Origin of the sequence: Pseudomonas oryzihabitans (assembly GCF_001518815.1) — a bacterium.
Taxonomy (GTDB): domain Bacteria; phylum Pseudomonadota; class Gammaproteobacteria; order Pseudomonadales; family Pseudomonadaceae; genus Chryseomonas; species Chryseomonas oryzihabitans_E.
Genome location: NZ_CP013987.1, coordinates 3,401,925 through 3,426,606, shown reverse-complemented (window position 1 = coordinate 3,426,606; position 24,682 = coordinate 3,401,925). Strand labels below are relative to the sequence as shown.

At 65.9% G+C, this 24,682-nt stretch carries 22 protein-coding genes; 6 read left to right on the top strand and 16 right to left on the bottom strand.

Translation table 11 applies throughout. The features are described 5' to 3' along the window. Window positions 1-38: 38 nt before the first annotated feature. From APT59_RS15605 to APT59_RS15575, 7 genes are all read right to left on the bottom strand, one after another. The gene (locus APT59_RS15605; RefSeq protein WP_059315696.1) at window positions 39-1,778 is read right to left on the bottom strand and encodes an IlvD/Edd family dehydratase; all 1,740 of its coding nucleotides are present in this window, start codon (window positions 1,776-1,778) and stop codon (window positions 39-41) included. A gap of 82 nt (window positions 1,779-1,860) precedes the next feature. Further along, window positions 1,861-2,829: an L-arabinose ABC transporter permease AraH gene (araH, locus tag APT59_RS15600; protein WP_059315695.1), complete on the bottom strand. Its 969-nt coding sequence runs from the start codon at window positions 2,827-2,829 to the stop codon at window positions 1,861-1,863. A 44-nt stretch (window positions 2,830-2,873) separates the two neighbouring features. Further along, window positions 2,874-4,400, bottom strand: coding sequence for an L-arabinose ABC transporter ATP-binding protein AraG (gene araG / locus APT59_RS15595; protein ID WP_059315694.1), 1,527 nt, complete (start codon window positions 4,398-4,400; stop codon window positions 2,874-2,876). Window positions 4,401-4,459: 59 nt separating this feature from the next. After that, the gene (locus tag APT59_RS15590; protein WP_059315693.1) at window positions 4,460-5,464 is read right to left on the bottom strand and encodes a substrate-binding domain-containing protein; all 1,005 of its coding nucleotides are present in this window, start codon (window positions 5,462-5,464) and stop codon (window positions 4,460-4,462) included. A 221-nt stretch (window positions 5,465-5,685) separates the two neighbouring features. After that, complete coding sequence (locus APT59_RS15585; protein ID WP_059315692.1) at window positions 5,686-6,555, bottom strand: SMP-30/gluconolactonase/LRE family protein; 870 nt, start codon at window positions 6,553-6,555, stop codon at window positions 5,686-5,688. An 81-nt stretch (window positions 6,556-6,636) separates the two neighbouring features. Further along, a complete protein-coding gene (locus APT59_RS15580; RefSeq protein WP_059315691.1) occupies window positions 6,637-7,323 on the bottom strand; it encodes a FadR/GntR family transcriptional regulator in 687 nt (228 codons plus the stop codon). 29 nt (window positions 7,324-7,352) lie between these two features. Beyond that, window positions 7,353-8,105, bottom strand: a complete 753-nt coding sequence (locus tag APT59_RS15575) for a FadR/GntR family transcriptional regulator (protein WP_059315690.1) — start codon at window positions 8,103-8,105, stop codon at window positions 7,353-7,355. Between the two features lie 267 nt (window positions 8,106-8,372). On the opposite strand from APT59_RS15575, the gene APT59_RS15570 reads away from it, so the two are divergent. Beyond that, window positions 8,373-9,683, top strand: a complete 1,311-nt coding sequence (locus APT59_RS15570; RefSeq protein ID WP_059315689.1) for an MFS transporter — start codon at window positions 8,373-8,375, stop codon at window positions 9,681-9,683. On the opposite strand, the gene APT59_RS15565 is transcribed toward APT59_RS15570, so the two are convergent. The 3 genes from APT59_RS15565 to pabB form a co-directional block, all read right to left on the bottom strand. Next, complete coding sequence (locus APT59_RS15565) at window positions 9,656-10,936, bottom strand: MFS transporter (protein ID WP_059315688.1); 1,281 nt, start codon at window positions 10,934-10,936, stop codon at window positions 9,656-9,658. The two genes, APT59_RS15570 and APT59_RS15565, sit on opposite strands and share 28 nt — an antisense overlap. 61 nt (window positions 10,937-10,997) lie before the next feature. Next, window positions 10,998-11,618, bottom strand: a complete 621-nt coding sequence (locus APT59_RS15560; RefSeq protein ID WP_059315687.1) for a phosphoadenosine phosphosulfate reductase family protein — start codon at window positions 11,616-11,618, stop codon at window positions 10,998-11,000. 48 nt (window positions 11,619-11,666) lie between these two features. Then, entirely contained in the window at window positions 11,667-13,019 is a 1,353-nt protein-coding gene (gene pabB / locus APT59_RS15555) for an aminodeoxychorismate synthase component I (RefSeq protein WP_059315686.1), read from the bottom strand. A 154-nt stretch (window positions 13,020-13,173) separates the two neighbouring features. Between pabB and APT59_RS15550 the strand changes: the two genes are divergently transcribed. The 4 genes from APT59_RS15550 to prpD all read left to right on the top strand — a co-directional run bounded on the left by APT59_RS15550 (window position 13,174) and on the right by prpD (window position 17,530). After that, window positions 13,174-13,875, top strand: a complete 702-nt coding sequence (locus APT59_RS15550) for a GntR family transcriptional regulator (protein ID WP_059315685.1) — start codon at window positions 13,174-13,176, stop codon at window positions 13,873-13,875. Window positions 13,876-13,879: 4 nt separating this feature from the next. After that, entirely contained in the window at window positions 13,880-14,767 is an 888-nt protein-coding gene (prpB, locus tag APT59_RS15545) for a methylisocitrate lyase (protein ID WP_059315684.1), read from the top strand. 55 nt (window positions 14,768-14,822) lie between these two features. Then, window positions 14,823-15,950, top strand: coding sequence for a bifunctional 2-methylcitrate synthase/citrate synthase (gene prpC, locus APT59_RS15540; protein WP_059315683.1), 1,128 nt, complete (start codon window positions 14,823-14,825; stop codon window positions 15,948-15,950). A gap of 95 nt (window positions 15,951-16,045) precedes the next feature. Further along, window positions 16,046-17,530 carry a 2-methylcitrate dehydratase gene (gene prpD / locus APT59_RS15535; protein WP_059315682.1) on the top strand — a complete coding sequence of 495 codons (1,485 nt, stop codon included), beginning with the start codon at window positions 16,046-16,048 and terminating at the stop codon, window positions 17,528-17,530. A 111-nt stretch (window positions 17,531-17,641) separates the two neighbouring features. On the opposite strand, the gene APT59_RS15530 is transcribed toward prpD, so the two are convergent. The 5 genes from APT59_RS15530 to APT59_RS15510 form a co-directional block, all read right to left on the bottom strand. Then, window positions 17,642-17,971, bottom strand: coding sequence for a hypothetical protein (locus APT59_RS15530; protein WP_059315681.1), 330 nt, complete (start codon window positions 17,969-17,971; stop codon window positions 17,642-17,644). Between the two features lie 26 nt (window positions 17,972-17,997). Next, entirely contained in the window at window positions 17,998-19,593 is a 1,596-nt protein-coding gene (locus APT59_RS15525; RefSeq protein WP_059315680.1) for an isocitrate lyase, read from the bottom strand. 595 nt (window positions 19,594-20,188) lie between these two features. Beyond that, window positions 20,189-22,216 (bottom strand): methyl-accepting chemotaxis protein, encoded by a 2,028-nt coding sequence (locus tag APT59_RS15520; RefSeq protein ID WP_059315679.1) that lies wholly within the window; start codon window positions 22,214-22,216, stop codon window positions 20,189-20,191. A gap of 252 nt (window positions 22,217-22,468) precedes the next feature. Continuing rightward, on the bottom strand, window positions 22,469-22,885 hold the full coding sequence (locus tag APT59_RS15515) for a GFA family protein (protein ID WP_059315678.1): 417 nt from the start codon (window positions 22,883-22,885) through the stop codon (window positions 22,469-22,471). A 96-nt stretch (window positions 22,886-22,981) separates the two neighbouring features. Further along, window positions 22,982-23,263 carry a peptidylprolyl isomerase gene (locus tag APT59_RS15510; RefSeq protein ID WP_059315677.1) on the bottom strand — a complete coding sequence of 94 codons (282 nt, stop codon included), beginning with the start codon at window positions 23,261-23,263 and terminating at the stop codon, window positions 22,982-22,984. A 152-nt stretch (window positions 23,264-23,415) separates the two neighbouring features. Between APT59_RS15510 and APT59_RS15505 the strand changes: the two genes are divergently transcribed. Beyond that, window positions 23,416-24,264: a CAP domain-containing protein gene (locus APT59_RS15505; RefSeq protein WP_059315676.1), complete on the top strand. Its 849-nt coding sequence runs from the start codon at window positions 23,416-23,418 to the stop codon at window positions 24,262-24,264. Here the strand turns inward: APT59_RS15505 and APT59_RS15500 are convergent. Next, window positions 24,261-24,641, bottom strand: coding sequence for a VOC family protein (locus tag APT59_RS15500; RefSeq protein ID WP_174523169.1), 381 nt, complete (start codon window positions 24,639-24,641; stop codon window positions 24,261-24,263). The two genes, APT59_RS15505 and APT59_RS15500, sit on opposite strands and share 4 nt — an antisense overlap. Window positions 24,642-24,682: the final 41 nt, after the last annotated feature.

The following is a 24,682-nucleotide window of genomic DNA, read 5'->3' as shown; positions in this document are numbered from 1 at the left end:
CCCCGACCCTCTCCCGGTGGGAGAGGGGGTAGAGCCGGTCAATGGGAGTGGCGGGGCACTTCGGAACCGCGGCAGCCGACCAGGAAGTCGAAGTCGCAGCCTTCGTCGGCCTGCAGCACGTGGTTGACGTAGAGGCGCCGGTAGCCGCCGGCCAGCAGCTGGTCCGCCGGCGGTTGCCAGTCGGCCAGGCGCGCGGCCAGTTCCGCGTCCGGGATGTCCAGGTGCAGGCGGCCGGAGGCGCAGTCCAGCTCGATCATGTCGCCTTCGCGGACCACCGCCAGCGGACCGCCGGCCGAGGCCTCGGGCGCCACGTGCAGGACCACGGTGCCGTAGGCGGTGCCGCTCATGCGGGCATCGGAGATGCGCACCATGTCGGTGATGCCCTTGGCCAGCAACTTGGGCGGCAGGCCCATGTTGCCCACCTCGGCCATGCCCGGGTATCCCTTGGGTCCGCAGTTCTTCAGCACCATCACGCAGGTCTCGTCGATATCCAGGTCCGGATCGACGATGCGCGCCTTGTAGTCTTCCAGGTTCTCGAACACCACGGCGCGACCGCGGTGCTGCATCAGCGCCGGGGTGGCGGCCGACGGCTTGAGTACCGCGCCCTTGGGCGCCAGGTTGCCACGCAGCACGCAGATGCCGCCGTCGGCGCGCAGGGGGTTGTCCAGGGCGCGAATGACCTCGTCGTCACCGTAGATGGGCGCCTCGGCGCAGTTGGCCCAGATGCTCTTGCCGTTGGCGGTCAGGGCCTCGGGGTGGGGCAGCAGGTTGGCTTCGCCCATGCGGCGGATCACTGCCGGCAGGCCGCCGGAATAGTAGAACTCCTCCATCAGGAAGCGGCCGGAGGGCTGCAGGTCGACGATGGTGGGGGTGCCGCGGCCGACCCGGGTCCAGTCGTCCAGCTCCAGGTCCACGCCGATGCGGCCGGCGATGGCCTTGAGGTGGATCACCGCGTTGGTGGAACCGCCGATGGCGGCATTGACGCGGATGGCGTTCTCGAAGGCTTCCTTGGTGAGGATCTTCGACAGCCGCAGATCCTCCGCCACCATGTCGACGATGCGCATGCCGGAGAGGTGCGCCAGCACATAGCGACGCGAATCCACGGCCGGGATCGCGGCATTGTGCGGCAGCGAGGTACCCAGGGCTTCGGCCATGCAGGCCATGGTGGAGGCGGTGCCCATGGTGTTGCAGGTGCCGGCCGAGCGGGACATCCCGGCTTCGGCGGAGAGGAATTCGTTGAGGTCGATCGTCCCGGCCTTATAGGCTTCGTGCAATTGCCAGACGATGGTGCCGGCGCCAATGTCGCGGCCCTGGTGCTTGCCGTTGAGCATGGGGCCGCCGGTGACGACGATGGCTGGCACGTCGCAGCTGGCGGCGCCCATCAGCAGCGCTGGCGTGGTCTTGTCGCAGCCGGTGAGCAGCACCACGGCGTCCACCGGATTACCGCGGATGGCTTCTTCCACATCCATGCTGGCCAGGTTGCGGGTCAGCATGGCGGTCGGTCTGAGGTTGGACTCGCCATTGGAGAACACCGGGAATTCCACCGGGAAACCACCGGCTTCATAGATGCCGCGCTTGACGTGCTCGGCGATCTTGCGGAAGTGGGCGTTGCAGGGGGTCAGCTCGGACCAGGTGTTGCAGATGCCGATGACGGGCTTGCCCTGGAATTCGTGGTCCGGGATGCCCTGGTTCTTCATCCAGCTCCGGTACATGAAGCCGTTCTTGTCGTTGCTGCCAAACCACTGGGCGGAGCGGAGCGGGCGTTTGGGCGTGGTCATGATGGTGTCCTCGGGCATTTCACGGGCAAAGCGGTCCCCGGCACGGCGCCCGTGGCGCCGCGGGGGAGGGCAGAGTCTGGGTTTAGCGCTGCTTGAAGCGGTCGATGACCACCGCCAGCAGCAGGATGGTTCCGCGGATGACGTACTGATAGAAGGTGTCGATGTTCTTCAGGTTCATGGCGTTCTCGATGATCGCCAGGATCAGCACCCCGGCGATCACGTGGCGGATCATGCCGATGCCGCCGGCCAGGGAGACCCCGCCCAGCACGCAGGCGGAGATCACCGTAAGTTCGAAGCCCTGGCCGATCATCGGCTGGCCGGAGGTCATGCGCGAGGCCAGGACCACGCCGGCCAGGGCACCGATCACCCCGTGCATGGCGAAGATGATGATCTTGGTGCGGTCGACGTGAACACCGGCCAACAGCGCGGCTTCCTCGTTGCCGCCGATGGCCATGGTGTTGCGGCCGAAGGTGGTGTAGTTGAGCAGCCAGCCAAAGAACAGGATGCACAGCAGGGTGATGACGATGGGGACCGGCAGCCCGAACAGCTGGCCGTTACCGAACACGAAGAACTGCTCCTGGGAGACGCCGACGGCCTTGCCATCGGAAAAGATGTAGCCCAGGCCGCGCACGATCTGCATGGTCGCCAAGGTCGTGATCAGGGCGTTGATCTTGAGCTTGGCGATCACCAGCCCGTTGATCAGCCCCACCACCAGGCCCATGGCCAGGGCGGCGGCGACGCCGAGGAAGACGCTGTCGAAGTCGCGCATCACCACGGCCGCTACCACGCCGGCGCAGGCGATTACCGAACCCACCGAGAGGTCGAAGTGGCCGGAGGCCAGGCAGAACAGCATGGTGCAGGCGGCGATGCCCACGGTGGAGATCGCCAGACCCAGGCCGCGCATGTTCAGCGGCGAGAGGAAGTTCTGCACGAACAGCGCGCAGAGGGCGAAGATGACCAGCGCGGCCAGCATCATGGCCCAGTCGTCGAGGAAGCGACGCATGTCGAAGCCGCGGCGCGGCGGGGTCAGGCTGTGGGGTTGGGCGGACATGGATAGGACCTCTTTATTGTTATCTCGACCAGCAAGGCGCGCCCTCAGGCGCGGGTACGGGGCAGGGCGAGCTGCAGCAGCCGCTCGTCGTTGAAATCGGCGCGCGCCACCTCGCCAGTGATGGCACCTTCGCTCATCACCAGGATGCGGTCGGCCACGCCCATGACCTCCATCAGGTCGCTGGAGACCACCACCACGGCGATGCCGCGCGCGGCGAGGTCGTGGATGATGGCGTAGATCTCCGACTTGGCACCCACGTCGATGCCACGGGTGGGCTCATCGAGCAGCAGCACCTGCATGGGCATCGACAGCCAGCGTCCGAGGATGGCCTTCTGCTGATTGCCACCGGAGAGATTCTTGATCCTCTGCCCGGCGTGCGGGGTCTTCACGTTGAGGGCGCGAATCTGCTTTTCCGCGTTGGCCTTTTCCCAGCGACCCTGGATCAGGCAGCCGAGGCTGGCGTGATGAGCGCGGGCGCTGATGTTGATGTTCTCGGCCACGCTGGCCAGGGGCACGATGCCTTCCTTCTTGCGATCTTCCGGGCAGAGCAGGATGCCAGCGGCGATGGCGTCGCGCGGGGATCTCAGATTGACCGGCGCACCCTTGAGGCTCAGGCTGCCGGCCTTGTGCTTTTCCAGACCGGCCAGCAGGCGCAGAAGCTCGGTGCGCCCAGCGCCGACCAGGCCGAACAGGCCAAGAATCTCGCCCTGGCAGACCTCGAAGCCCACCGGCTGCTGCAGGCCCTGGCCGAGCAGGCCCTCGACCTTGAGGCAGCCGCCACCGATCTCGCGCGGCCGGTAGTCGTAGATGTCGGCGAGATCACGGCCGACCATCAGGGTGATGAGCTGATCAGGGGTGATGTCGGCCAGGCGTTCGACGGTGCGCACGTGGCGGCCGTCCTTGAACACCGTTACCGCGTCGCAGATGCGGAAGACCTCTTCCATGCGATGGGAGACATAGAGCACCACCCGGCCTTCGTCGCGCAGGCGGGCGATGATGGTCATCAGGCGATCGGTTTCGCGGGCGGACAGGGAGCTGGTGGGCTCGTCGAAGGCGATGACGCGAGCGCCACGGGAGAGTGCCTTGGCGATCTCTACCAGCTGGCGCTGACCGAGCGACAGGCGCCCGACCTTGGTGTTGGGATCGATCTCTTCGGCCAGGCCCTTGAGCAGGTCCAGCGCCTGATGGCGCAGGTGGCCGCGATTGACGATGCCGTAGCGTGCCGGCAGGTGCCCGAGAAAGAGGTTTTCGGCGACGGTCATCTCCGGCACCAGCTGCAGTTCCTGCTGGATCACCGCGACGCCGGCGCGGATGGCTTCGGCGGTGCTCTTGAACACCAGTTCCTGGCCGTCGACGTTGAGGTGACCGGTGGTGGGAGCGTGGTAGCCGCTGAGGATCTTCAGCAGGGTCGACTTGCCCGCGCCGTTCTCGCCCATGAGGGCATGCACCGAACCGGGACGTACGTTGAAGGAGATGTCGGCGAGCGCCTTTACGCCAGGAAAGGTCTTGCCGATGCCGACGAAACCGAGGCTGTCGGCGCTCTGGGCGGTAGTGTGTTCCAGGGCTGCCATGGAGCACTCCTGTCAGACGAAAGAGGAGGGCGGCGCCAGGACCGGCGCCGCCGGGGTCATCACTTCCAGAGGCCAATCTTTTCCAGCTCTTCCTGGAAATTGGCGCGGGTGATGAGGGTGACCTTGTCCATCGCGGTGTACTTGGGCGGCTCCTTACCGGTAGTCACCCACTCGTACATCATGCTGGCGGTCTGGTAGCCCTCTTCGTGGGGGCTGGGCAGCATGGAGCCGAAGAAGCCACTGTTGGCTTTCTTCAGTTCGCCGATGGCGTCGGTGCCGTTGATGCCGATGCCGATCACCTGCTCGGCCTTGAAGCCGGCGCTTTCGGTGGCGCGGACGCCGCCCAGCACGGTGTTGTCGTTCATGCCACCGATGATCAGGTGCTTGGCATTCGAGGGCAGCTTGACCAGGGCCGAAGTGGTGGAGTCCATGCTGCCGGGCACGTCCAGGGTCTTCTGCGGGGCGAAGATGATGTGGTCGGTGGGCAGGCCGGCCTTCTTCAGGGCTTCCACCGAACCATCGGTGCGCTTCTTGCCGGTATCCAGCTCGTTGTAGGTGTTGATCACCGCATAGGTGTCATCCCACTTCCAGCCACGCTTCTCGGCTTCGGCCGCCATGGCCGCGCCCTGCTGCTGACCGACCTCGAAGGCGGCCATGCCCAGGTAGGGCACGTCTTCCATGAACTTGCCCTTGGCGTCGACGAAACGGTCGTCCACGGCCATCACCTTGAGGTCGTTGAGCTTGGCCTTGGCCACGATAGCCGGGCCGAGGGCCACGTCGGGCGGGCAGATCACGAAGCCCTTGGCGCCATTGGCAGCCAGGCTGTCGATGGCGGCGAGGGTCTTCTCGCCATCCGGCACGGCGATCTTGAGCAGGGTGAAGCCCTTGTCCTTGGCGGCTTTTTCGGCGAAGGCCCATTCGGTCTGGAACCAGGGTTCTTCGGGCTGCTTGACCAGGAAGCCGATCTTGACCGGATCGGCGGCGAAGGCGGAAAGGGACAGACTGACAGCGCCAGCGGCGAGGGCGGCACGCAGCAGAGAACGAACTCCCGGAACACGGAACATAGCTGGAACTCCTTGTTTTTATTGGTGTGGCCAGGCAATGCGAGGCGGCGGCCTGTCGTCTTGGAGGTCAGACGACGCCGCTCTGTATTGATATTATGATTGGATGGATGCCGGTGCAAGAAAAAGGTGACGAGATTTTTCGTCACCTCTGTCACCAGGCTGTTACAAAGGGCCAGAGGGCAAGAGGTGCCTCTGGCGGGCCTCAGGGCCGGTAGGATGAATCAGCCGGCGAACCTGTGACAGGGCATGCCAGCCACCGGAGCTGTCGCTCGCAGCAGGGCGCCGTCGAGAGCACCATCGGCCGCGGCGCTGGTGACGTACAGGGTGCGCAGATCCGGTCCGCCAAAGACGCAACTGGTGGGGCGCTGGACCGGCAGCTCGACGATCTCCAGCAACTCGCCCTCGGGCGAGAAGCGCAGCAGGCAGTTGCCGTCCCAGCGCGCGTTCCACACACAGCCTTCGCTGTCGATGGCCGAGCCATCCGGTGAGCCGCGCTCGTGAGGACCGGCCCAGACGGTGGGTTCGCCCAGGTTGCCGCTGGCATCCAGCGGATAGCGATAGAGGGTGTCCTTCAGGGTGTCGGCGCTGATGACGTGATTGTCCGCTGCGCTCCAGACCAGGGTATTGGCGATGCCGAGGTCGCTGGCATGGCGGCTCACGCTACCGTCGGGGTCGATGCGGAACAGGCCGCCCGAATGCCTGTCGATGGGCACGTCACCGCCCTCGGCATCGAGATTGTTCTGCATGGTGCCGAGCCAGAGACGGCCCTGGGCGTCGCAGCGTGCTTCGTTGCCACGGTTACCGGGGTCGGGATCGGCCACGCAGAAGAGTTCCAGGGCGGGATGGCTTTCCGGGGAATCCAGGTCCAGGCGGAAGACGCCGTCCGGCAGCGTGACCAGGGCATCGCCGCGAGCCGTGGGCACGAAGGCGGAGCAGGGACGATCCAGTTGCCATTCCTGGTAGCGCTCGCCGTGCAGGCGGCAGGCCTTGAAGCCGGCGATGTCTACCCAGTAGAGCGCCTGGGTCTGCTGGTCCCAGAAGGGGCCCTCGGCCAGCTTGAAGCGCTGGGGAAGCAGCGGCTGCCAATCCATCGTTCACCTCTCTTGTTGTGGCAGGACGGGAAATCCAGGCATAGGAACCCGTGGAGACGCGCAGGTTGCGCTGGCGCGCCGTCAATCGGTATAGCGCGCCAGGGTCACTGCGGCGCTGTCGATCAGCATCATGCAGGCCCAGACGGCGCGCGCGGCATCGCGCGAGGCGATGCCGTCGGCGAGGGTCTTGTGCAGGGGGAGGGTGCGTCGCAGCTCGTCAGGGTCGGCCGACGACAGGGTGAAGGAGGCTGCCAGCAGAGCGCCCAGGGCGGGCACCATCTGCTCGATGAACTGATTGTGGCTGGCCGCCAGCACGCATTCGTGGAAACGCTGGTCGGCGGTGTTGTAGTCACCGCCGTCGAGGGAGGCTTCCAGATGTTGGTAGGCGACCTGGATCGCCTGGACCTGATCCGGGGTGGCCCTTTCGCACGCCCAGCGTACCGCGGCCGGCTCGATGGCGTGGCGCAGGTCCAGCAGGTCCTTGACGAAATGCGCGGGCAGGCCGCCCGTTGCCAGCCAGCCCACCACCTGGGTGTCGAACAGATTCCAGCGGCTGAGCGGCAGGACCCGGGTACCGACCTTGGGGCCGACTTCCAGCATGCCCTTGGCCGCCAGGGTCTTGATCGCCTCGCGCAGGATGGTACGGCTGACGCCGAGTTCCTGGCAGAGGTCCGCCTCTACCTTGAGCGAGCTACCGGGTGGGAATTGCCCGGCCGCCAGACGCTGGCCGAGCTGTTCGACGGTGGAAGCGTGGTAGCTGCTGGACATGAGGGCATACCGCGAGTGGGTTATTGCCCTTAATGATCATACGAAACTTCCTTGGCAGACAAGGGTTCCGTCCGGAAGGCTTCGGCCACCAGGTCATCGACACCAGCCAGCTGGGCGATGGAGGCGTGCCGGGCACTGAGCGGGTCGCGGTGCTGGATCGCGGTCAGGATCGCCTTGTGGCGGGAGACCAGCAGGGCCAGGCCCTCGCCGGCGAAGAGCGCCGAGGAGCGCTCCAGATAGTCACGCACCGGTATCAGCATGATGCTGTAAAGGTGGATCAGCAGTTCGTTGTGAGTCGCATTGGCGATGGCCAGGTGGAAGGCCATGTCCGGCTCTGCCATGCCACCGATATCGTCTGCCTTCTCCATCCGCTCATAGGCGTCGGCAATGGCCGTCACGTCTTCGGGCTGGGCATTGGCAGCAGCCAGAGCCGCTACTTCCGGCTCGATGATGTTGCGTACCTTGACCAGCGTCTCATAGAAGTTGTGTCGCGAATCGCTTTCCAGCAGCCAATGCAGGACATCGGGATCCAGCAGGTGCCACTCGTTGCGCGGCTTCACTACGGTCCCGACCTTGGGTTTGGACCGCACCAGGCCCTTGGCTACCAGCACTCGCGTGGCCTCCCGCAGGACGGGTCGGCTCACCTCATAGTCTTCGCACAGTTGCGACTCGGGCGGCAGGCGTTGTTCTGGCAAAAAGTGGCCAGACACGATCTGGGTTCCGAGTTCGTGGACGATGCGTGCATGTCTGCTTTTGCGCGGCAGCGGTGTCTTGTAATTCATCGAAAGGCATCCGAGTCGTCGTGCCATCACTATAACACTGTCAGCGCGATAACCGACTCAGCCACGGGCTCGACGGCTCTGGAACAGGGATCAGCGGAAAGCAAGTGGTAAGATTTCCTACTTCGTAACTTTATTTTAATAGTACCAAAATGTCTTTGAAGGGCGACTAAAGGCCGTTTTTGGCTATTTAACCCTTCAATGATATTACGTTAGACTTTCAGCTGATCTGCGCTCGAACCGCACAACAACAACAAGTCGGAGAACGCCATGCACTCTGAATCCGCCCTCATCCGCCGGATCACGCGCAAGCTGGTCCCCTTTCTCGTATTGCTCTACCTCGTCGCCTACATCGACCGCTCTGCCGTGGGCTTTGCCAAGCTGCACATGGGGGCCGACGTAGGCATCGGCGATGCCGCCTATGGCCTCGGTGCGGGGCTGTTCTTCATCGGTTACTTCCTCTTCGAAGTGCCCAGCAACCTGTTGCTGGAGCGCTTCGGGGCGCGCCGCTGGTTCGCCCGGATCCTGGTGACCTGGGGTGCCATCACCATGGGCATGGCCTTCGTCCAGGGGCCGAACAGCTTCTATGCCATGCGCTTCCTGCTCGGGGTGGCCGAGGCCGGTTTCTTCCCCGGGGTGCTCTACTACCTCACCCAGTGGTTCCCGGTGCGTCACCGCGGCAAGATCATGGGCTTGTTCATCCTCTCCCAGCCCATCGCGATGCTGGTGACGGGGCCTCTGTCAGGCATGCTGCTGCAACTGGATGGCGCCCTCGGCCTGCACGGCTGGCAGTGGCTGTTCCTGTGCATAGGTGCGCCGGCGGTGTTGCTGGCCTGGCCAACCCTGACCCGGCTGCCGGATGGGCCCGCCCAGGTCGCCTGGCTGGATGCCGACGAAAAGCGCTGGTTGGCCACGGAGCTGGAAAAGGACCTGCACCTCTTCGATCAGACCCGCCATGGCAATCCGCTGCATGCGCTCAAGGATCGTCGGGTACTGCTGCTGGCCCTCTACTACCTGCCGGTGACCCTGAGCATCTATGGTCTCGGGTTGTGGCTGCCGACCTTGATCCACCAGTTCGGTGGCAGCGATCTCACCACCGGCTTCATCTCCGCCATTCCCTATGCCTTCGGCATCCTCGGCCTGCTCATCGTGCCGCGCAGTTCGGATCGCCTCGGGGATCGCTACGGTCACCTGGCGGTGCTCTATGCCGTGGGCGCCCTGGCCATGGCCGGCAGCGCCTGGTTCGGTACTGCCGTGCTGCAACTGGCGGCGCTGTCGGTGGTGGCCTTCTGTCTGTTTTCCCTCACCGCGCTGTTCTGGACCCTGCCCGGACGCTTCTTCGCCGGGGCCAGCGCTGCAGCCGGTATTGCCCTGATCAACTCGGTGGGTAACCTCGGCGGCTATCTGGGTCCCTATGGCATCGGCGCGCTCAAGGCGGCGACCGGCACCCTGGCTTCGGGGCTCTATCTACTGGCCGCGGTACTGCTGTTCGGCCTGCTGCTGACCGGGGTGGTCTACAGCCGCCTGGAGCGCAAGAACCGTCGCGAAGCGGATTATGCCGGGGAGCGCTCCGCCGGCTGACGCCCTGGACAGGTCTCGGCGGCGAACCAGGCGGCGCCGAGACAGACCAGATTGGCCGCCAGCAGGTAGACGGCCGGCGCCATGCGATCGCCCGTGGCACCGATCAACCAGGTCACCACGATCTGGGCGGTGCCGCCAAAGGCCGCCACCCCCACCGCATAGACCAGTGAAAAACCGGTGGCCCTGACGCGCTGCGGAAAGCTCTCCACCAGCAGCACGATCAGGGCCGCACCGCTCATCCCGTGCAGACCGGAAAGGACCGCCAGGGTGACGAGGAAGGTACTTGCACCGGGCGCCTGGGTGATGAGTTGCAGTGCCGGGTAGAGCAGCACCAGCAACAGCAGGCGCGGCAGGATCAGCACGATACGCCGGCCGTAGCGATCACTGAGGACGCCGCCCAGGATCGAGCAGACCGCCATGGCCGCGCCCATCACCAGGGTGGCGAGCATGGCGATGCCGGTGGGCAGCTTGAGCTCCACCAGGGCGAAGGTGGTCATGTAGTTGAGGAAATACTGGGTGATGGTGCTGCCGGAAAGGATAAGCAGCCCCAGCAGCAGCGGCCGCCGTTGGGTGGCCAGCACCTCGCCCAGGACCGCCCCGGTACCTCGTGTCTCCCCCACATGGGTATCCACCAGGCCGCGCCGGATATAGAGGCCGATGGGCAGGATCGCCAGACCCAGCAGGAAGGGCAGACGCCAGCCCCAGGCCAGCAGTTGTTCCGGCGTCAGCCAGAGGGTCAGGCCATAGCCCATCAGTCCGGCCGCCACCGCTGCCAGCCCCTGGGCCACCACCTGCCAGCAGGCGTAGGTGCCGCGCCTGTGCAATGGCGCCGCTTCCAGGATGTAGGTGGTGGCGGGCCCGGCTTCGCCGCCCCAGGCCAGGCCCTGCAACAGGCGCGTCAGCACCAGCAGGATGGGCGCGGCGATGCCGATCTGCTCGTAGCCGGGCAGCACGGCGATGCCACCGGTGCCCAGGGCCATGAGCACCATGGTCAGCAGCATCGCCGGCTTGCGCCCGACGCGGTCGGCCCAGGCGCCGATGAGGATGGCGCCCAAGGGCCGGACGATAAAGCCGACACCAAAGGTGATGACGCTGGCCATCAGGCTGGCGAAGGCGTTCTGCGAGGGAAAGAACACCTGGCCGATGAGCACGGCGAAGGTGGCGTAGACGCCGAAGTCGAAAAACTCCACGGCGTTGCCAAGCACCACGGCAAAGACGCCCTTGCGGGAGTGGATAGGGCGGGAAGCGGTCATGGGCGATGTTTCAGCAGGAGCAGGGCGCGCGCCCGGAACCGAGCGCGCGGGAGGTGTCGACTCAGTGGGCGAGGTGCAGGCCGCACTCGCGGTTTTCGTCACCCTTGGTGGGGTCGAAATAGTCGAATTCGTTCGGCAGGTCGTGGGCGGTCAGGTACTGGTAGAGGTCCTTGGAGGTCCAGTGCAGCAGGGGCGCGACCTTGATCAGGCCGTCCGGATTCACGCTGACCGGATCCATCTGGGCACGCACCGCGGTATCGGTGGCACGCAGGGCGGTGAACCAGACCTCGGGCGCCGTCTCGCGCAGGGCGCGGGCGAAGGGTTCCAGCTTGACCTCTTCGGTGAAGGCGGCGTGGCGCGGATCGTCCAGCCCCGGCACCGAGCCGTCGATGGCCTCGCGGTGGGCACGCGAGCGCTTGGGCAGGTAGGTCACCAGGTTGAGATCGAGCTTGCGCACGATCTCGTCGGCGCAACGGTAGGTCGCGGGGGTGTTGTAGCCGCTGTCCATCCAGACCACCGGGATGTCCGGCTTGACCTGACTGACCAGGTGCAGGATCACCGCCTCGAAGGGGCGGAAGTTGGTGGTGACGATGGCGCTTTTACCCAGCCCCAGGGCCCAGGCGACGAGCTTTTCGGGATCACGGCCAAGGTCGGCGTTGATGCGGGCGAGATCGAGAGACATGGCGGGCTCCAGCCGGCGAGAGGATGACCCCATGGTAGCAAAGCCGGATCAGCTGTGGGCTTCCAGCGTCTCCAGCGTCTCCAGCAGCACCCGCACCTTGGCCAGGGATTCGGCGTATTCGTCTTCCCAGTGGGAGTCCATGACGATGCCGCCGCCGCCCCAGCAGCTGAGTACCCCGTCTTCGGCCAGCAGGCTGCGGATCAGGATGGAGCTGTCGCTCTCGCCGCGTACGTCCAGATAGAGCAGCGAGCCGCAGTAGGGGCCGCGGCGGGTCTCTTCCAGCTCGTCGATGATCTGCATGGCGCGGATCTTGGGCGCCCCGGTGATGGAGCCACCAGGGAAACTGCCGGCCAGCAGGTCCAGGGCGTCCAGCCCCTCGGCCAGTTCACCGGTGACGGCGCTGACCAGGTGGTGGACGTTGGGATAACTCTCCAGGGCGAACAGCTCGGGTACCCGTACCGAGCCGGTCCGGCAGCTGCGGCCGAGGTCGTTGCGCAGCAGGTCGACGATCATCAGATTCTCGGCGCGGTCCTTGGGGCTGGCCAGCAGGGCGCGGGCTTCAGCCGCGTCAGCCTGGGCATCGGGCCGGCGCGGCCGGGTGCCCTTGATCGGGCGGGTTTCCACCTGGCCGCGGCTCACCCGCAGGAAACGCTCCGGCGAATGGCTGAGCAGGGCGCCGCGGTCCAGTGCCAGATAGCCGGAGAAGGGCGTCGGGCAAGCCGCGCGCAGGGCCTGGTAGGCGATCCAGGGCGAACCCTGGAAGGGCGCGCGAAAGCGCTGGGCGAAGTTGACCTGGTAGCAGTCGCCGGCGGCGATATAGGCCTGGATGGCCTCGATGCGCTGGCGATAGGTGGCGCGGTCGATGTCGGCGGCGAAGGGCGCGGTCAGGCGGAAGGCGTCGGCCTCGGGGCGTGCATCGGCAGCGAACAGCGCGATCAGGCGTTGCCTTTCCGTCTCGTCCAGCCTGGGATGAAAGACCAGTTGGCTGGTCCGCGCCTGATGATCGCTGATCAGCGCCCAGGCATAGAGGCCCAGGCGGGCATCGGGCAGCTGCAGGTCAGCGCGGGCGCCGTCCGGTAGGCGCTCCAGGCGTCGACCGAAGTCATAGCCGAGAAAACCCAGCAGACCGCCGACGAAGGGTAATTCGGCACCCTCCGGCAGGTCCGCGTGGCCCAGGCTGGCCAGGGCGGCGCGCGTCCGGGTGAAAAAGGCACGCCCCGTCTCGCCGGAGTCGGGTTGCAGCACCTGCAGTGGCCAGGCCGCCATCAGGTCGTAGCGACCCCGCTCGGCCACCGGCCGCCCCGAGTCGAGCAATACCGCACCTGGCTCGCCGTGCAGCAGGGCGAAACGCACCGTGGGATCGGCGTGGTAGGGCAGGGGATGCAACTGGCAGAGAGGCATGGCGCGGTCGGCTGGGGTGGGCGGCGCGCTAGTGTAGCGAACCGTTGCAGGGCTGAGCGAGATACAGGCTGTCGCAGCGGGATTGTCGACAAATGTTGACTGATAAGGCGTTCAGGCGTAGTTATTCAGCCCATAAACACAAAAGGTGTCGACAATGATCGATAGCCCCTTCCAGGTCGAAGTGCCCGAGACCGACAGCGGGACCCTCTCCGAGCAGGTGTTCCGCCGGATCCGCGAGGCCATTGTTCGTGGCGATGTGGCGCCGGGCAGCAAGATTTCCGAGCCGGAGCTGGCTCGCACCTATGGCATCAGTCGGGGCCCGCTGCGGGAGGCCATCCACCGTTTGGAGGGCCAGCGCCTGGTGGTGCGGGTACCCCATGCCGGTGCCCGGGTCGTCGCCCTGAGCCTGGCCGAGCTGGTCGAACTCTACGAGATCCGCGAATCCCTCGAAGGCATGGCCTGTCGCCTGGCGGCCACACGCCTCACGCCGCAGGGCATCGACGAACTGCGCCAACTGCTGGATACCCACGAGCGGGACCCGGCATTCCAGGCCGGCACCGGCTACTACCTGCAGGAAGGCGACCACGACTTCCATTACCGCATCATTCAGGCCAGCGGCAACGGCATGCTGGTGCGGTTGCTGTGCGGCGAGCTCTATCACCTGGTGCGCATGTACCGGCTCAAGGTCTCCGCCACCCCGAATCGTCCGCGCCAGGCCTTCGCCGAGCACCATCGCATCCTCGATGCCCTGGCCGAGGGCGATGGCGAGCTGGCCGAACTGCTGATGCGTCGCCACATCGCCGCCTCCAAGCGCAATCTGCAGCACCATCCCCTAGTCCAAGATCAGTCGAGGTAACGCCATGCCTGCCGTCAGTCCCGGCCAGAAATTCCGCGCCGCCGTCGCCGCCGAACGCCCGCTGCAGGTGGTCGGCACCCTCAATGCCAATCATGCGCTGCTAGCCAAGCGCGCCGGCTTCCAGGCCATCTACCTGTCCGGCGGCGGTGTCGCAGCCGGCTCCCTGGGGTTGCCGGACCTGGGCATCAGCGGTCTGGAAGATGTGCTCATCGACGTCCGTCGCATCACCGATGTCTGCGATCTGCCGTTGCTGGTGGATGTCGACACCGGCTTCGGCGCCTCGGCCTTCAACGTGGCCCGCACCACCCGTGCCCTGATCAAGGCCGGCGCGGCGGCCATGCACATCGAGGATCAGGTCGGCGCCAAGCGCTGCGGCCATCGACCGGGCAAGGAGATCGTCAGCCAGCAGGAGATGGTCGATCGCATCAAGGCGGCGGTGGATGCCCGCACCGACGCGGACTTCGTCATCATGGCGCGCACCGATGCCCTGGCCGTGGAAGGCCTGCAGGCCGCCATCGACCGCGCCTGCGCCTGTGTCGAGGCCGGCGCAGACATGATCTTTCCCGAGGCCATGACCGAACTGCCCATGTACCGCCAGTTCGCCCAGGCGGTAGGGGTGCCGATCCTGGCCAACATCACCGAGTTCGGCGCCACGCCGCTGTTCACCACCGAGGAGCTGGCCGGCGCCGACGTCGGCCTGGTGCTCTATCCGCTGTCGGCCTTTCGTGCCGCCAATCGCGCCGCCGAAAACGTCTACACCGCGATCCGTCGCGACGGTAGCCAGCAGGCGGTGGTCGACACCATGCAGACCCGCGCCGAACTCTACGACCGCATCGATTACCACCGTTATGAGGACCAGCTGGATCGCCTGTTCCAGCAAGGCAAATCCTGACGCTCCACCCTGAACGCCCGCTTTTTCGCACAACAACTCCAAGAGGAGCGAGACGATGGCAGACAGCAAAACCCTCGGCGGCGCCGGCCTGCGTGGCCAGGTCGCCGGCCGCACCGCGCTATGCACCGTCGGCAAGACCGGCGCCGGGCTCACCTACCGGGGCTACGACATCCGCGAACTGGCCGCCGGGGCCGACTTCGAGGAGGTGGCCCACCTGTTGCTCTATGGCGAGCTGCCCACCCAGGCGCAACTGGACGCCTATCGCCAGCGCCTGGCTGCTCTGCGCGACCTGCCGCAGCCACTCAAGGAAGGCTTGGAGCGCATTCCCGCCAGTGCCCACCCCATGGACGTGATGCGCACCGGCGCATCATTGCTGGGTACCCTGGAGCCGGAGCACAGCTTCGCCGACCAGCAGCAGGTCGCCGATCGCTTGCTCGGCGCCTTCCCGGCGATCCTGCTCTACTGGCATCACTTCAGCCAGAGCGGCACCCGTATCGACTGCAGCAGTGACGCCCCGGACATCGCCAGCCACTTCCTCACCCTGCTGCATGGCAAGGCGCCCAGCGAGTTGCACGCGCGGGTCATGAACGTCTCGCTGATCCTCTATGCCGAGCACGAATTCAACGCTTCCACCTTTACCGCCCGGGTCTGCGCCTCGACGCTGTCCGACCTCTATTCCTGCGTCACCGGTGCCATCGGCTCCCTGCGCGGGCCGCTGCACGGTGGGGCCAACGAGGCAGCCATGGCGCTGATCGAGCGCTTCGCCTCGCCCGAGGAAGCGGTCACCGGCCTCAAGCAGATGCTCGAACGCAAGGAGAAGGTGATGGGCTTCGGCCACGCCATCTACCGTGACAGCGATCCGCGCAACGAGGTGATCAAGGACTATGCCCGGCAGCTGGCGGCAGAGGTGGGCGACAGGGTGCTGTTCCCGGTGTCGGAGGCCGTCGACCGCACCATGAAGGAAGAGAAGGGGCTGTTTCCCAACGCCGACTTCTATCACGCCTCGGCCTACCACTTCCTCGGCATCCCGACGCCGCTGTTCACTCCGATCTTCGTCTGCTCGCGCACGGCTGGCTGGTGTGCCCACGTCTTCGAGCAGCGCGCCGACAACCGCATCATCCGCCCCAGCGCGGACTACATCGGAGTCGAACAGCGACCCTTCACGCCCATCGCCAATCGCTGAATATCTCTGATCGCGGCCATGGGCCGCTCCTACGGGAGCGATACATGACCAAACTTGTAGGAGCGGCCCAAGGCCGCGATAAGGAACCAAAACCCATGAGCGCCAACGTCGATCTCAACAACCGGCCCGACTACGACCAGGTCATCCAGGACCTGGCCGATTACGTGCTGACCTACCAGGTCACCTCCCGCGAGGCCCTGGACACCGCCCGCAACTGCCTGATGGACACCCTCGGCTGCGGCCTGCTGTCCCTGCGCTTCCCCGAGTGCACCAAGCTGCTCGGCCCCCAGGTGGAAGGCACCGTGGTACCCCAGGGCGCGCGGGTGCCCGGCACCAGCTATCGCCTGGATCCGGTCAAGGCGGCCTGGGACATCGGCTGCATCATTCGCTGGCTGGACTACAACGACACCTGGCTGGCGGCCGAATGGGGCCATCCTTCCGATAACCTCGGCGCCATCCTGGCGGTGGCCGACCACCTCTCCCAGCGCCGCGTCGCCCAGGGCGAAGCACCCCTGACCATGCGCCAGGTGCTGGAGGCCATGATCATGGCCCACGAGATCCAGGGGGTGTTCGCCCTGGAGAACTCCTTCAACCGCGTCGGCCTGGACCACGTCTTCCTGGTCAAGCTGGCGTCCACCGCGGTCAGCGCCAAGCTGATGGGCGCCAATCGCGAGCAACTGCTGTCAGCCCTGTCCCATGCGTTCGTCGATGGCCAGGCGCTGCGCACCTATCGCCATGCGCCCAATGCCGGCAGCCGCAAGTCCTGGGCCGCCGGCGACGCCTCCAGTCGCGGTGTGCGCCTGGCCGACATCGCCCTGCGTGGCGAGATGGGCATCCCTGGCGTACTCAGCGCACCCCAGTGGGGCTTCTACGACGTGCTGTTCAGCCACACCAACAAGGACCTGGCCACCAAGCCCGTCGACCAGCGCCAGTTCCGCTTCCCCCAGGGCTTCGGCAGCTACGTGATGGAGCACGTGCTGTTCAAGATCAGCTTCCCGGCGGAGTTCCACGCCCAGACCGCCGCCGAGGCCGCGGTGATCCTGCATCCCCAGGTCTGCGACCGGGTGGACCAGATCGAGAAGATCGTGGTGACCACCCACGAATCGGCCATCCGCATCATCTCCAAGCAGGGCCCCATGGCCAACGCCGCCGACCGCGACCACTGCCTGCAGTACATGATCGCCGTGCCGCTGCTGTTCGGCGATCTGGTCGCCGAACACTACGAGGACGCCTTCCACCAGGCCCATCCGCGCATCGACCAGTTGCGCGAGAAGATGGAGATCGTCGAGGACGAGCGCTACAGCCGCGAATACCTGGAAGCCGACAAGCGTTCCATCGCCAACGCCCTGCAGGTGTTCTTCACCGATGGCAGCAGCACCGAGAAGATCGCCATCGAGTACCCGGTAGGTCATCGCCGTCGCCGTGAGGAGGGCATTCCGCTGCTGGAGCGCAAATTCCAGAACAACCTGGCGACGCGCTTTCCGGCCAGTCGCTGTGTCCAGATCTTCGACCTGTGCAAGGACCAGGCAGGGCTGGAAGCCACCCCCGTGCACCGCTTCGTGGATCTGTTCGTTCTTTAAATAAAGGAGGCGACTCGACCGAGCCTGCAGGGCCATGCAGGGTCAGGCGAGTCGCCTCATAGGTGGGGCAGGGCGTGGCGGGTGGTCAACTACCCGTCGCGCCCTTTTCTTTTAGTAGTAACGGTCCACATAGGCCGGGCGTTGCTGCCGACCGGCCAGCCGCCAGTGCTCCTGCAGGGCGGCATGGACGCTCCTGATGAAGTCGTCGTCGGCCGCCGCCGACTTGCCGACGTAGCCGCCGCCCCGGTTGTAGGTCTTGAAGCGGATGCGCAGGCTGGGATGACGCTCCTCGAACTGCTCGGGCGTCTCGCCGCCGGGCAGGCGGTCGACATGCACCGCGCCGCTCTCGCAGACCCAGAGGATGTGGTTGTGGTTCTTGTCCTTGAGCCCGGCGAAGAGTTGCTTGAGATCGTCCAGGCTGGGGTTGTCGTTCAGGTTCATGAGCGTGTCCTCCACAGTGGCCGTGATCAATGGAACTGGTTCATGGTGTTGTCCTTGCCCGCCGCCTTGAGGGCGGCCTCGCCGGCAAAGTATTCCTTGTGGTCGTCGCCCATGTCCGAGCCGGCCATGTTCTGGTGCTTGACGCAGGCGATGCCCTGGCGGATCTCCTGGCGCTGCACGCCCTTGACGTAGGCCAGCATGCCCTCCTCGGCGAAGTAGCCCTTGGCCAGGTTGTCGGTGGACAGGGCCGCGGTGTGGTAGGTGGGCAGGGTGATCAGGTGGTGGAAGATGCCCGCTTCACGCGCGGCGTCGCGCTGGAAGCTCTGGATACGTGCATCGGCCAGGCGACCCAGCTCGGTGTCGTCGTAGTCCACGCTCATCAGCTTGGCGCGGTCGTAGGCGGAAACGTCCTTGCCCTCGGCCTGCAAGGCGTCGAACACCTGCTGACGGAAGCTCAGCGTCCAGTTGAACGACGGGCTGTTGTTGTAGACCAGCTTGGCGTTGGGCACGACCTCACGGATGCGGTCGACCATGGCCTTGATCTGGCCGACGTGGGGCTTCTCGGTCTCGATCCACAGCAGGTCGGCACCGTTCTGCAGTGAGGTGATGCAGTCCAGCACCACCCGGTCCACGCCGCTGCCGGTGCGGAACTGGAACAGGCCACTGGCCAGGCGCTTGGGCCGCAGCAGTTTGCCGTCGCGGCTGATCAGCACCTCGCCGTTGCCCAACTGGCTGGCGTCCACCTCGTCGCAGTCGAGAAAGCTGTTGTACTGGTCACCCAGGTCGCCCGGCTGCTTGCTCACGGCGATCTGCTTGGTCAGGCCAGCGCCCAGGGAGTCGGTGCGGGCGACGATGATGCCCTCGTCCACGCCCAGTTCGAGGAAGGCGTAGCGCACCGCGTTGATCTTGGCCAGGAAGTCCTCGTGGGGCACCGTCACCTTGCCGTCCTGGTGGCCGCACTGCTTCTCGTCGGAGACCTGGTTTTCCAGCTGGATGCAGCAGGCCCCGGCTTCGATCATCTTCTTGGCCAGCAGGTAGGTGGCCTCGGCGTTGCCAAAGCCGGCGTCGATGTCGGCGATGATCGGTACCACGTGGGTCTCGTAGTTATCGATCTTGGCCTGGATGGCGGCGGCCTTGGCGTTCTCGTCGGCACCGCGGGCGGCATCCAGCTCGCGGAACAGCATGGCCAGCTCGCGGGCGTCGGCCTGGCGCAGGAAGGTGTAGAGCTCTTCGATCAGCGCCGGCACGCTGGTCTTCTCGTGCATGGACTGATCGGGCAGCGGGCCGAATTCCGAGCGCAGCGCGGCGATCATCCAGCCGGACAGATAGAGGTAACGACCCTGGGTGCTGCCCAGGTGCTTCTTGATAGCGATCAGCTTCTGCTGCCCGATGAAGCCGTGCCAGCACCCCAGCGACTGGGTGTAGGCGCTGCTGTCGGCGTCGTAGGCGGCCATGTCCCGGCGCATGATGGCCGCGCAGTGGCGGGCGATGTCGAGACCGGTCTTGAAGCGATTCTGCAGACGCATCCGCGCGGCATATTCCGGATTGATGGCGCTCCAGTGTTTGCCGGCAGTGGTCTTGAGGGCGGCGATGGCCTGAACGTCGTTCTCGTAAGCGGACATGAGTCGATCCTTCTCGATGAGGTTGGCTTGGGTACCAGTCTTTTCCCAACGTCTGGCAGCGGGGTGGCGGTTGCCACCCGGATGCCAGTCGCGAAGGCGAAAGGTCAGCCCAGCTGTCGAGTCATGTCGCCGTACGTACCTGCATGGATCCGGACGTCACCTCTGGCGACGCTGCCTCGAGCAGCGCGGCATTTCAGTCGTCTTCTCTTGTAGTGCCTCTTGAGCATCACTACGCAAGACGGCCCGAGGGTCACCCGGAGCCCAGGCGCGACCCGCATGGATAGGGGGTTCGCGTCCGGTGCAGCTAGAGATTTGCAGGAGATAGGCACGTCGTCAACCGTGTTTTGTAGTGCTTTCGTATAAGCACTACAAAAGTCGTAGAGGCGGCCAGGAGCGGGTTTGGGGCGTCTATTGCTGACCCATTGGTCGCCGGATTGAGCAAAACAGGGCCGCAAGCCACGGCACTGGCCGTGACCTTGCGGTCACTCGGAAGGTGATCCGAGGGGGTCCGGTATCTACCTCTGGTGAGAGGCAGAGTCAGGCAAAGGCGGCGGGACTTACCGGTCAGTACCGACGAACGGTAAGTCCCGCGGGCTCAAGGTGCCGTGGCGGCGGTGAGGCCGGTCAGGGTGTCGGCGATGTCCTTGGTGCGGTGGGAGGTCTGGGCAGTGAGGCGGCCGGATTCGCGCAGGGCGGCGAGCAGATCCTGCAGCGACCCCACGTCCTTGGCCTGGCCGGCGATATGGGCGCCGACCTCGCTGATGGCGCGGGACAGCTGGTCGATGTCGGCTCCGATTTCGGCCGCGTTCTTGTGGGTGATGGCCGCGAGGTTGCGCACCTCGTCGGCCACCACCGCGAAGCCCCGGCCGCTCTCGCCGGCGCGCGCCGCCTCGATGGCGGCGTTGAGCGCCAGCAGGTTGGTCTGGCCGGCGATCTGCTGGATCACCTGGACGATGGACTGGATGCGCAGGCTCGACTGGCTCAGCTCGTTGGCACTGCGGACCACGTCCTCGGCCTGGTCGGTAAGGTTCTGCACGGTGCTGTCGGCCTGTCGGGTGACTTCGCCCTGCTGCAGAATGTTGCCTGTCAGATCGTCCATGCTGCTGTGCAGCTCACCGGAGTAGTGCCGCAACTGTTCGCCGATCTCCTGGCGGCTCTGGTGCGCCTGGCGCAGGACCTGGCCCAGATCGGCGAGGCCGCCGAATACGGCCTGGATGGAGTCGTCGAGGCCCTGGGCATCCACGATACCGGTGAAGTTCTGCCGCTTGAATTCGTCGATCTGGTTGACGACCACCTGGCTCAGGCCCGCCAGCTTCTTGATCTGTCGTCGGAGGAAGAAGGCCTTGAATTCGCCGTAGTGGGCGGCGAAGTTGTCGACGTATTCGTCGCGGAAGGGCGCACCTTCGGGGGTACGGAAAAAGAACACTGCGGTGAGGGTCTGGTTGAGATTCAGGCCGAGGATCTCGCCAAAGGTGGAAAAGCCCACCACCGGCGTCTGGCCGAACACCTCGCCCATGCGCGGCAGCTCGGCGCCATTGTTGGCGCGGCGCAGGATGCAATCATTGAGCACCCCCACCAACGGGGTGCCACTCTTTCCCTGCAGGAAGCGCGCGAAGTCCTGGCGGGTGGTGTCCACCAGGGAGGTGCGCTTGACCATCACCAGCTCTTCGCCGGGCGCCACGTCGCAGAACAGGTGGATGCGTTCGCGCTCGTAGTCGATGCGGGCGATGGAGCGGACGAACAGCTCCTCGCCGACGCGGATGGCGAAGGAGTAGTCCGCCAGGCGCTGCTCCAGCTGGTCCGCGCGGCAGCTTAGGGCCTCGCAGAGGGCGGCCACCATGCTCTTGATCTGGCCGCGACTGTCGATCACCTGGCTGATGTAGCGCTCTTCCAGGGACGCGGTGAGAACGTTGAGGCTGAGCGGGGTGGCGCTGAAATTCTGGCTCTTGAACACCCCGAAGCGGGTGTTCCTGGCCATTTTCAGAAAGACCAGCTGGGCGTGGTTTTCATAGGCCTTGCGGCCGTCGTGCAACAGCGTCTGGCGAAAATCGCCCTTGCCGCCGGCGGAGCCGCCGACGAACAGGCAGGGGAAACGGCCGGACTCGTACAGCGCCTCCATGAAAAAGGATTCCGAGGCGGACAGGCCGTCGAACAGCACGAAGGCCAGGGTATCGCGGTGATCGATGGGCGTGCGTACCTGCAGGCGCTTGAGCGATTCGGTCAGACGGGCCAGGCGCTCCTTCATGCTGCGCCGCGGTCCGCCACGGCGGATGTCCTCGCTGTCCAGCGGGACGTGCACGACCTCGGCCGAGGCGATGACCGAGGCGTCGAAGAATTGCAGCACCAGCCGGTCCCAGGCGCCATCGGCGGCGCAGTACAGCCGCTGTTCGCTGCCGCAGAGTTCGCCGGAGGTGGTACACAGGCTGATGGAAGCTTCGGGAAAGCGCGCCACCAGCTGCCGGGCGATGGCGTCCAGGTCCAGGTGCGGCGAGACGAAGCCGGTGATGAAGGTGGGCTTGAGGGCGACGCCGCTAAGGCGGTCGCTCAGTTCACGTGCGGCGCAGGTCAGGCTGAACACGCCGCTGCTGCTCGTGCGGGCGCCTAAGCGTTGTAGAAACCCCATGATTGTTCCTCTTGTGGGCAGACTGGGAAAGGAGCTCACAGAGGCATCGGCGCCTTTGGCGGTGGCTTGATAGGGGTGTGCGCCCAGGCCGCAGGCGTGCGGCTGCGCTGGGGCGGAGGTGGCGACGAAGCCGAGGCTCTGGCATAAGCCTTGGCGCGCTAAGGAACGTGCCGGGCGCCTTCAAGGAGCCCCGGTCGAGGCGACCAGTGGTCGCAGTTGACGCCGACCGGTGGCGGTAGCGCTAGGCTCGCGCTACTGATCGTGCTCGGCGAAAGCCTCGGCGCCGGTCAGCCGGCGGCGCGAATGGGCGAAGCAGTACCAGGCCGGCTGTTCCTCGATGAAGATCTCGCTGTCCAGCAACCAGTCCTCGCCGTCGAGCAGGCCCACCGGAATGGCGTAGTGTGGCTCCGCCTTGAGGCGGTAGAACAGGTGGGTGCCACAGTGGCGGCAAAAGCCGCGCTCTGCCCAGTCGGACGAGGCATGGACGGCCAGGGCGTCGCCACCGCTGATCATGGGCGCCTCGGCGCATTCCACCGCCAGCAGCGGACCGCCGCCCCAACGGCGACAGGTACGGCAATGGCAGGCCGAGACCTCGGGGGTAGCGATATGGCAATCGAACTGGACCGCGCCACACAGGCACTGGCCGTGACGGGAGAGCGGAAGGGGCATGGGGCTATCCTCGCGAGACGGTAGCTCTGCAGGATAGTCGGTCAGGCAGGAAACGCAGGGATGGCGCTCTCGCTACGGGCGAGAGCGCGGGCGAGATCAATCCTCGCGGCTGGTGACTTCCACCAGGTGATAGCCGAACTGGGTCTTTACCGGACCCTGGACCTGGTTCAGCGGCGCGCTGAACACCACGGTGTCAAATTCCTTGACCATCTGGCCCGGGCGGAAGGTGCCCAGGTCGCCGCCCTGACGGCTGGAGGGGCAGCTGGAGTTGTCCTTGGCCACCTGGGCGAAGTCGGCGCCCCCTTCGATGGCGGCTTTGAGTTCGTTGCACTTGTCTTCGCTGGAAACCAGGATGTGGCGGGCAGAGGCTTTGGCCATGGGAGAGACTCCTGTTGAATGAGCGGGCGAGCCTACTCCAATCACCCCTGCAAGCAAACTGCCATCCGTTCCTCGGCTGACGGGCCGTTTGGGTTGCGCCTCGGGTTCAGGGCGGGTAAATAGCGCTTCCCTCTTTTCGGATCGGCCCGCGCATGCCTCGCTTTCTTGCCTTTTCCCTGCTGCTGACCACGAGCCTGCTGACCGATGCCGCGCTGGCGGCGACGCCCGAGGAGGCACGGCTGGTCAGCCTGATCAACGCCTATCGCGCTGCGCCCCAGGGCTGCGCCGGCATGCACGCGGCCGCGCCCCTTGCCGCCGACAATCGCCTGGCCGCCGTACGGCTGACCGGACGGGAGCGCCTGCAGAGCGATCTGCGCGCCGCGGGTTACCAGGCGTCCGCGGTGCAGGTGATCATGCTGGCGGGCGCGCCCACGGCCCAGGCGGCCATGGCCGGGCTGCGCCAGCAGTATTGCCGGCCGCTCGCCAGCAGCGACTATGCCCAGATCGGTGTGAGTCAGCAGGGGCCACGCTGGCAGCTGGTGCTGGCGCGTCCGGTGGTGAGCGCCGGATTGGGCGACTGGCAGACAGCCGGCAAGGCCGTCCTGGCCGAAGTCAATCGCGCCCGTGCCCAGGCCCGCACCTGCGGCACCCGGCGCTTCGCCGCCACCACGCCGCTACGCTGGAATCCGGCCTTGGCCAACGCTGCCCTGGCCCACAGCCAGGACATGGCCGGCCGCGACTACTTCTCCCACACGGCGCCCGGCGGCGGCACCGTGGCCGAGCGGGTGGCCAAGCAGGGCTATGGCTGGACCCGTATCGGCGAGAACATCGCCGCCGGCGCCGGCTCGGTCACCCAGGCCATGCAGGGCTGGTTGGCCAGCCCGGGGCACTGCGCCAATCTGATGAATCCGGAGTTCACCGAGATGGGGGCGGCCTACGCCCTGAATCCGCGCAGCACCCATAGCCTCTACTGGACCCAGGTGTTCGGCCGGCCGCGCTAGGTCTGGTATTCGGCGATCTCGATGAGGTTGAGATCGGGATCGCGCACATAGACCGAGCGGATCGGTCCGGTCGCGCCGGTTCGCGCTACCGGGCCTTCCAGGATCGGCCAGCCTTCGCGCTGGAGGTGGGCGATCACGGCGTCCAGCGGCTGGCGGGCGATAAAGCAGAGGTCGAGCGCGCCCGGCACCGGCAGGTGCGCCTTGGGTTCGAATTCATGGCCCCGCTCGTGCAGATTGATCTTCTGGTTGCCATAGCGCAGGGCCTTGCGCCCCGTACCGAATACCTCCAGGCGCATGCCCAGCACCCGGGTATAGAAATCCTCGCAGGCGGCGAGGTCCACCGTGGTCAGGACCAGATGATCCAGGTGATCGATCAGCATGGGAGTCTCCGCGACAGGACTGGCCTTTCACTGTGCCA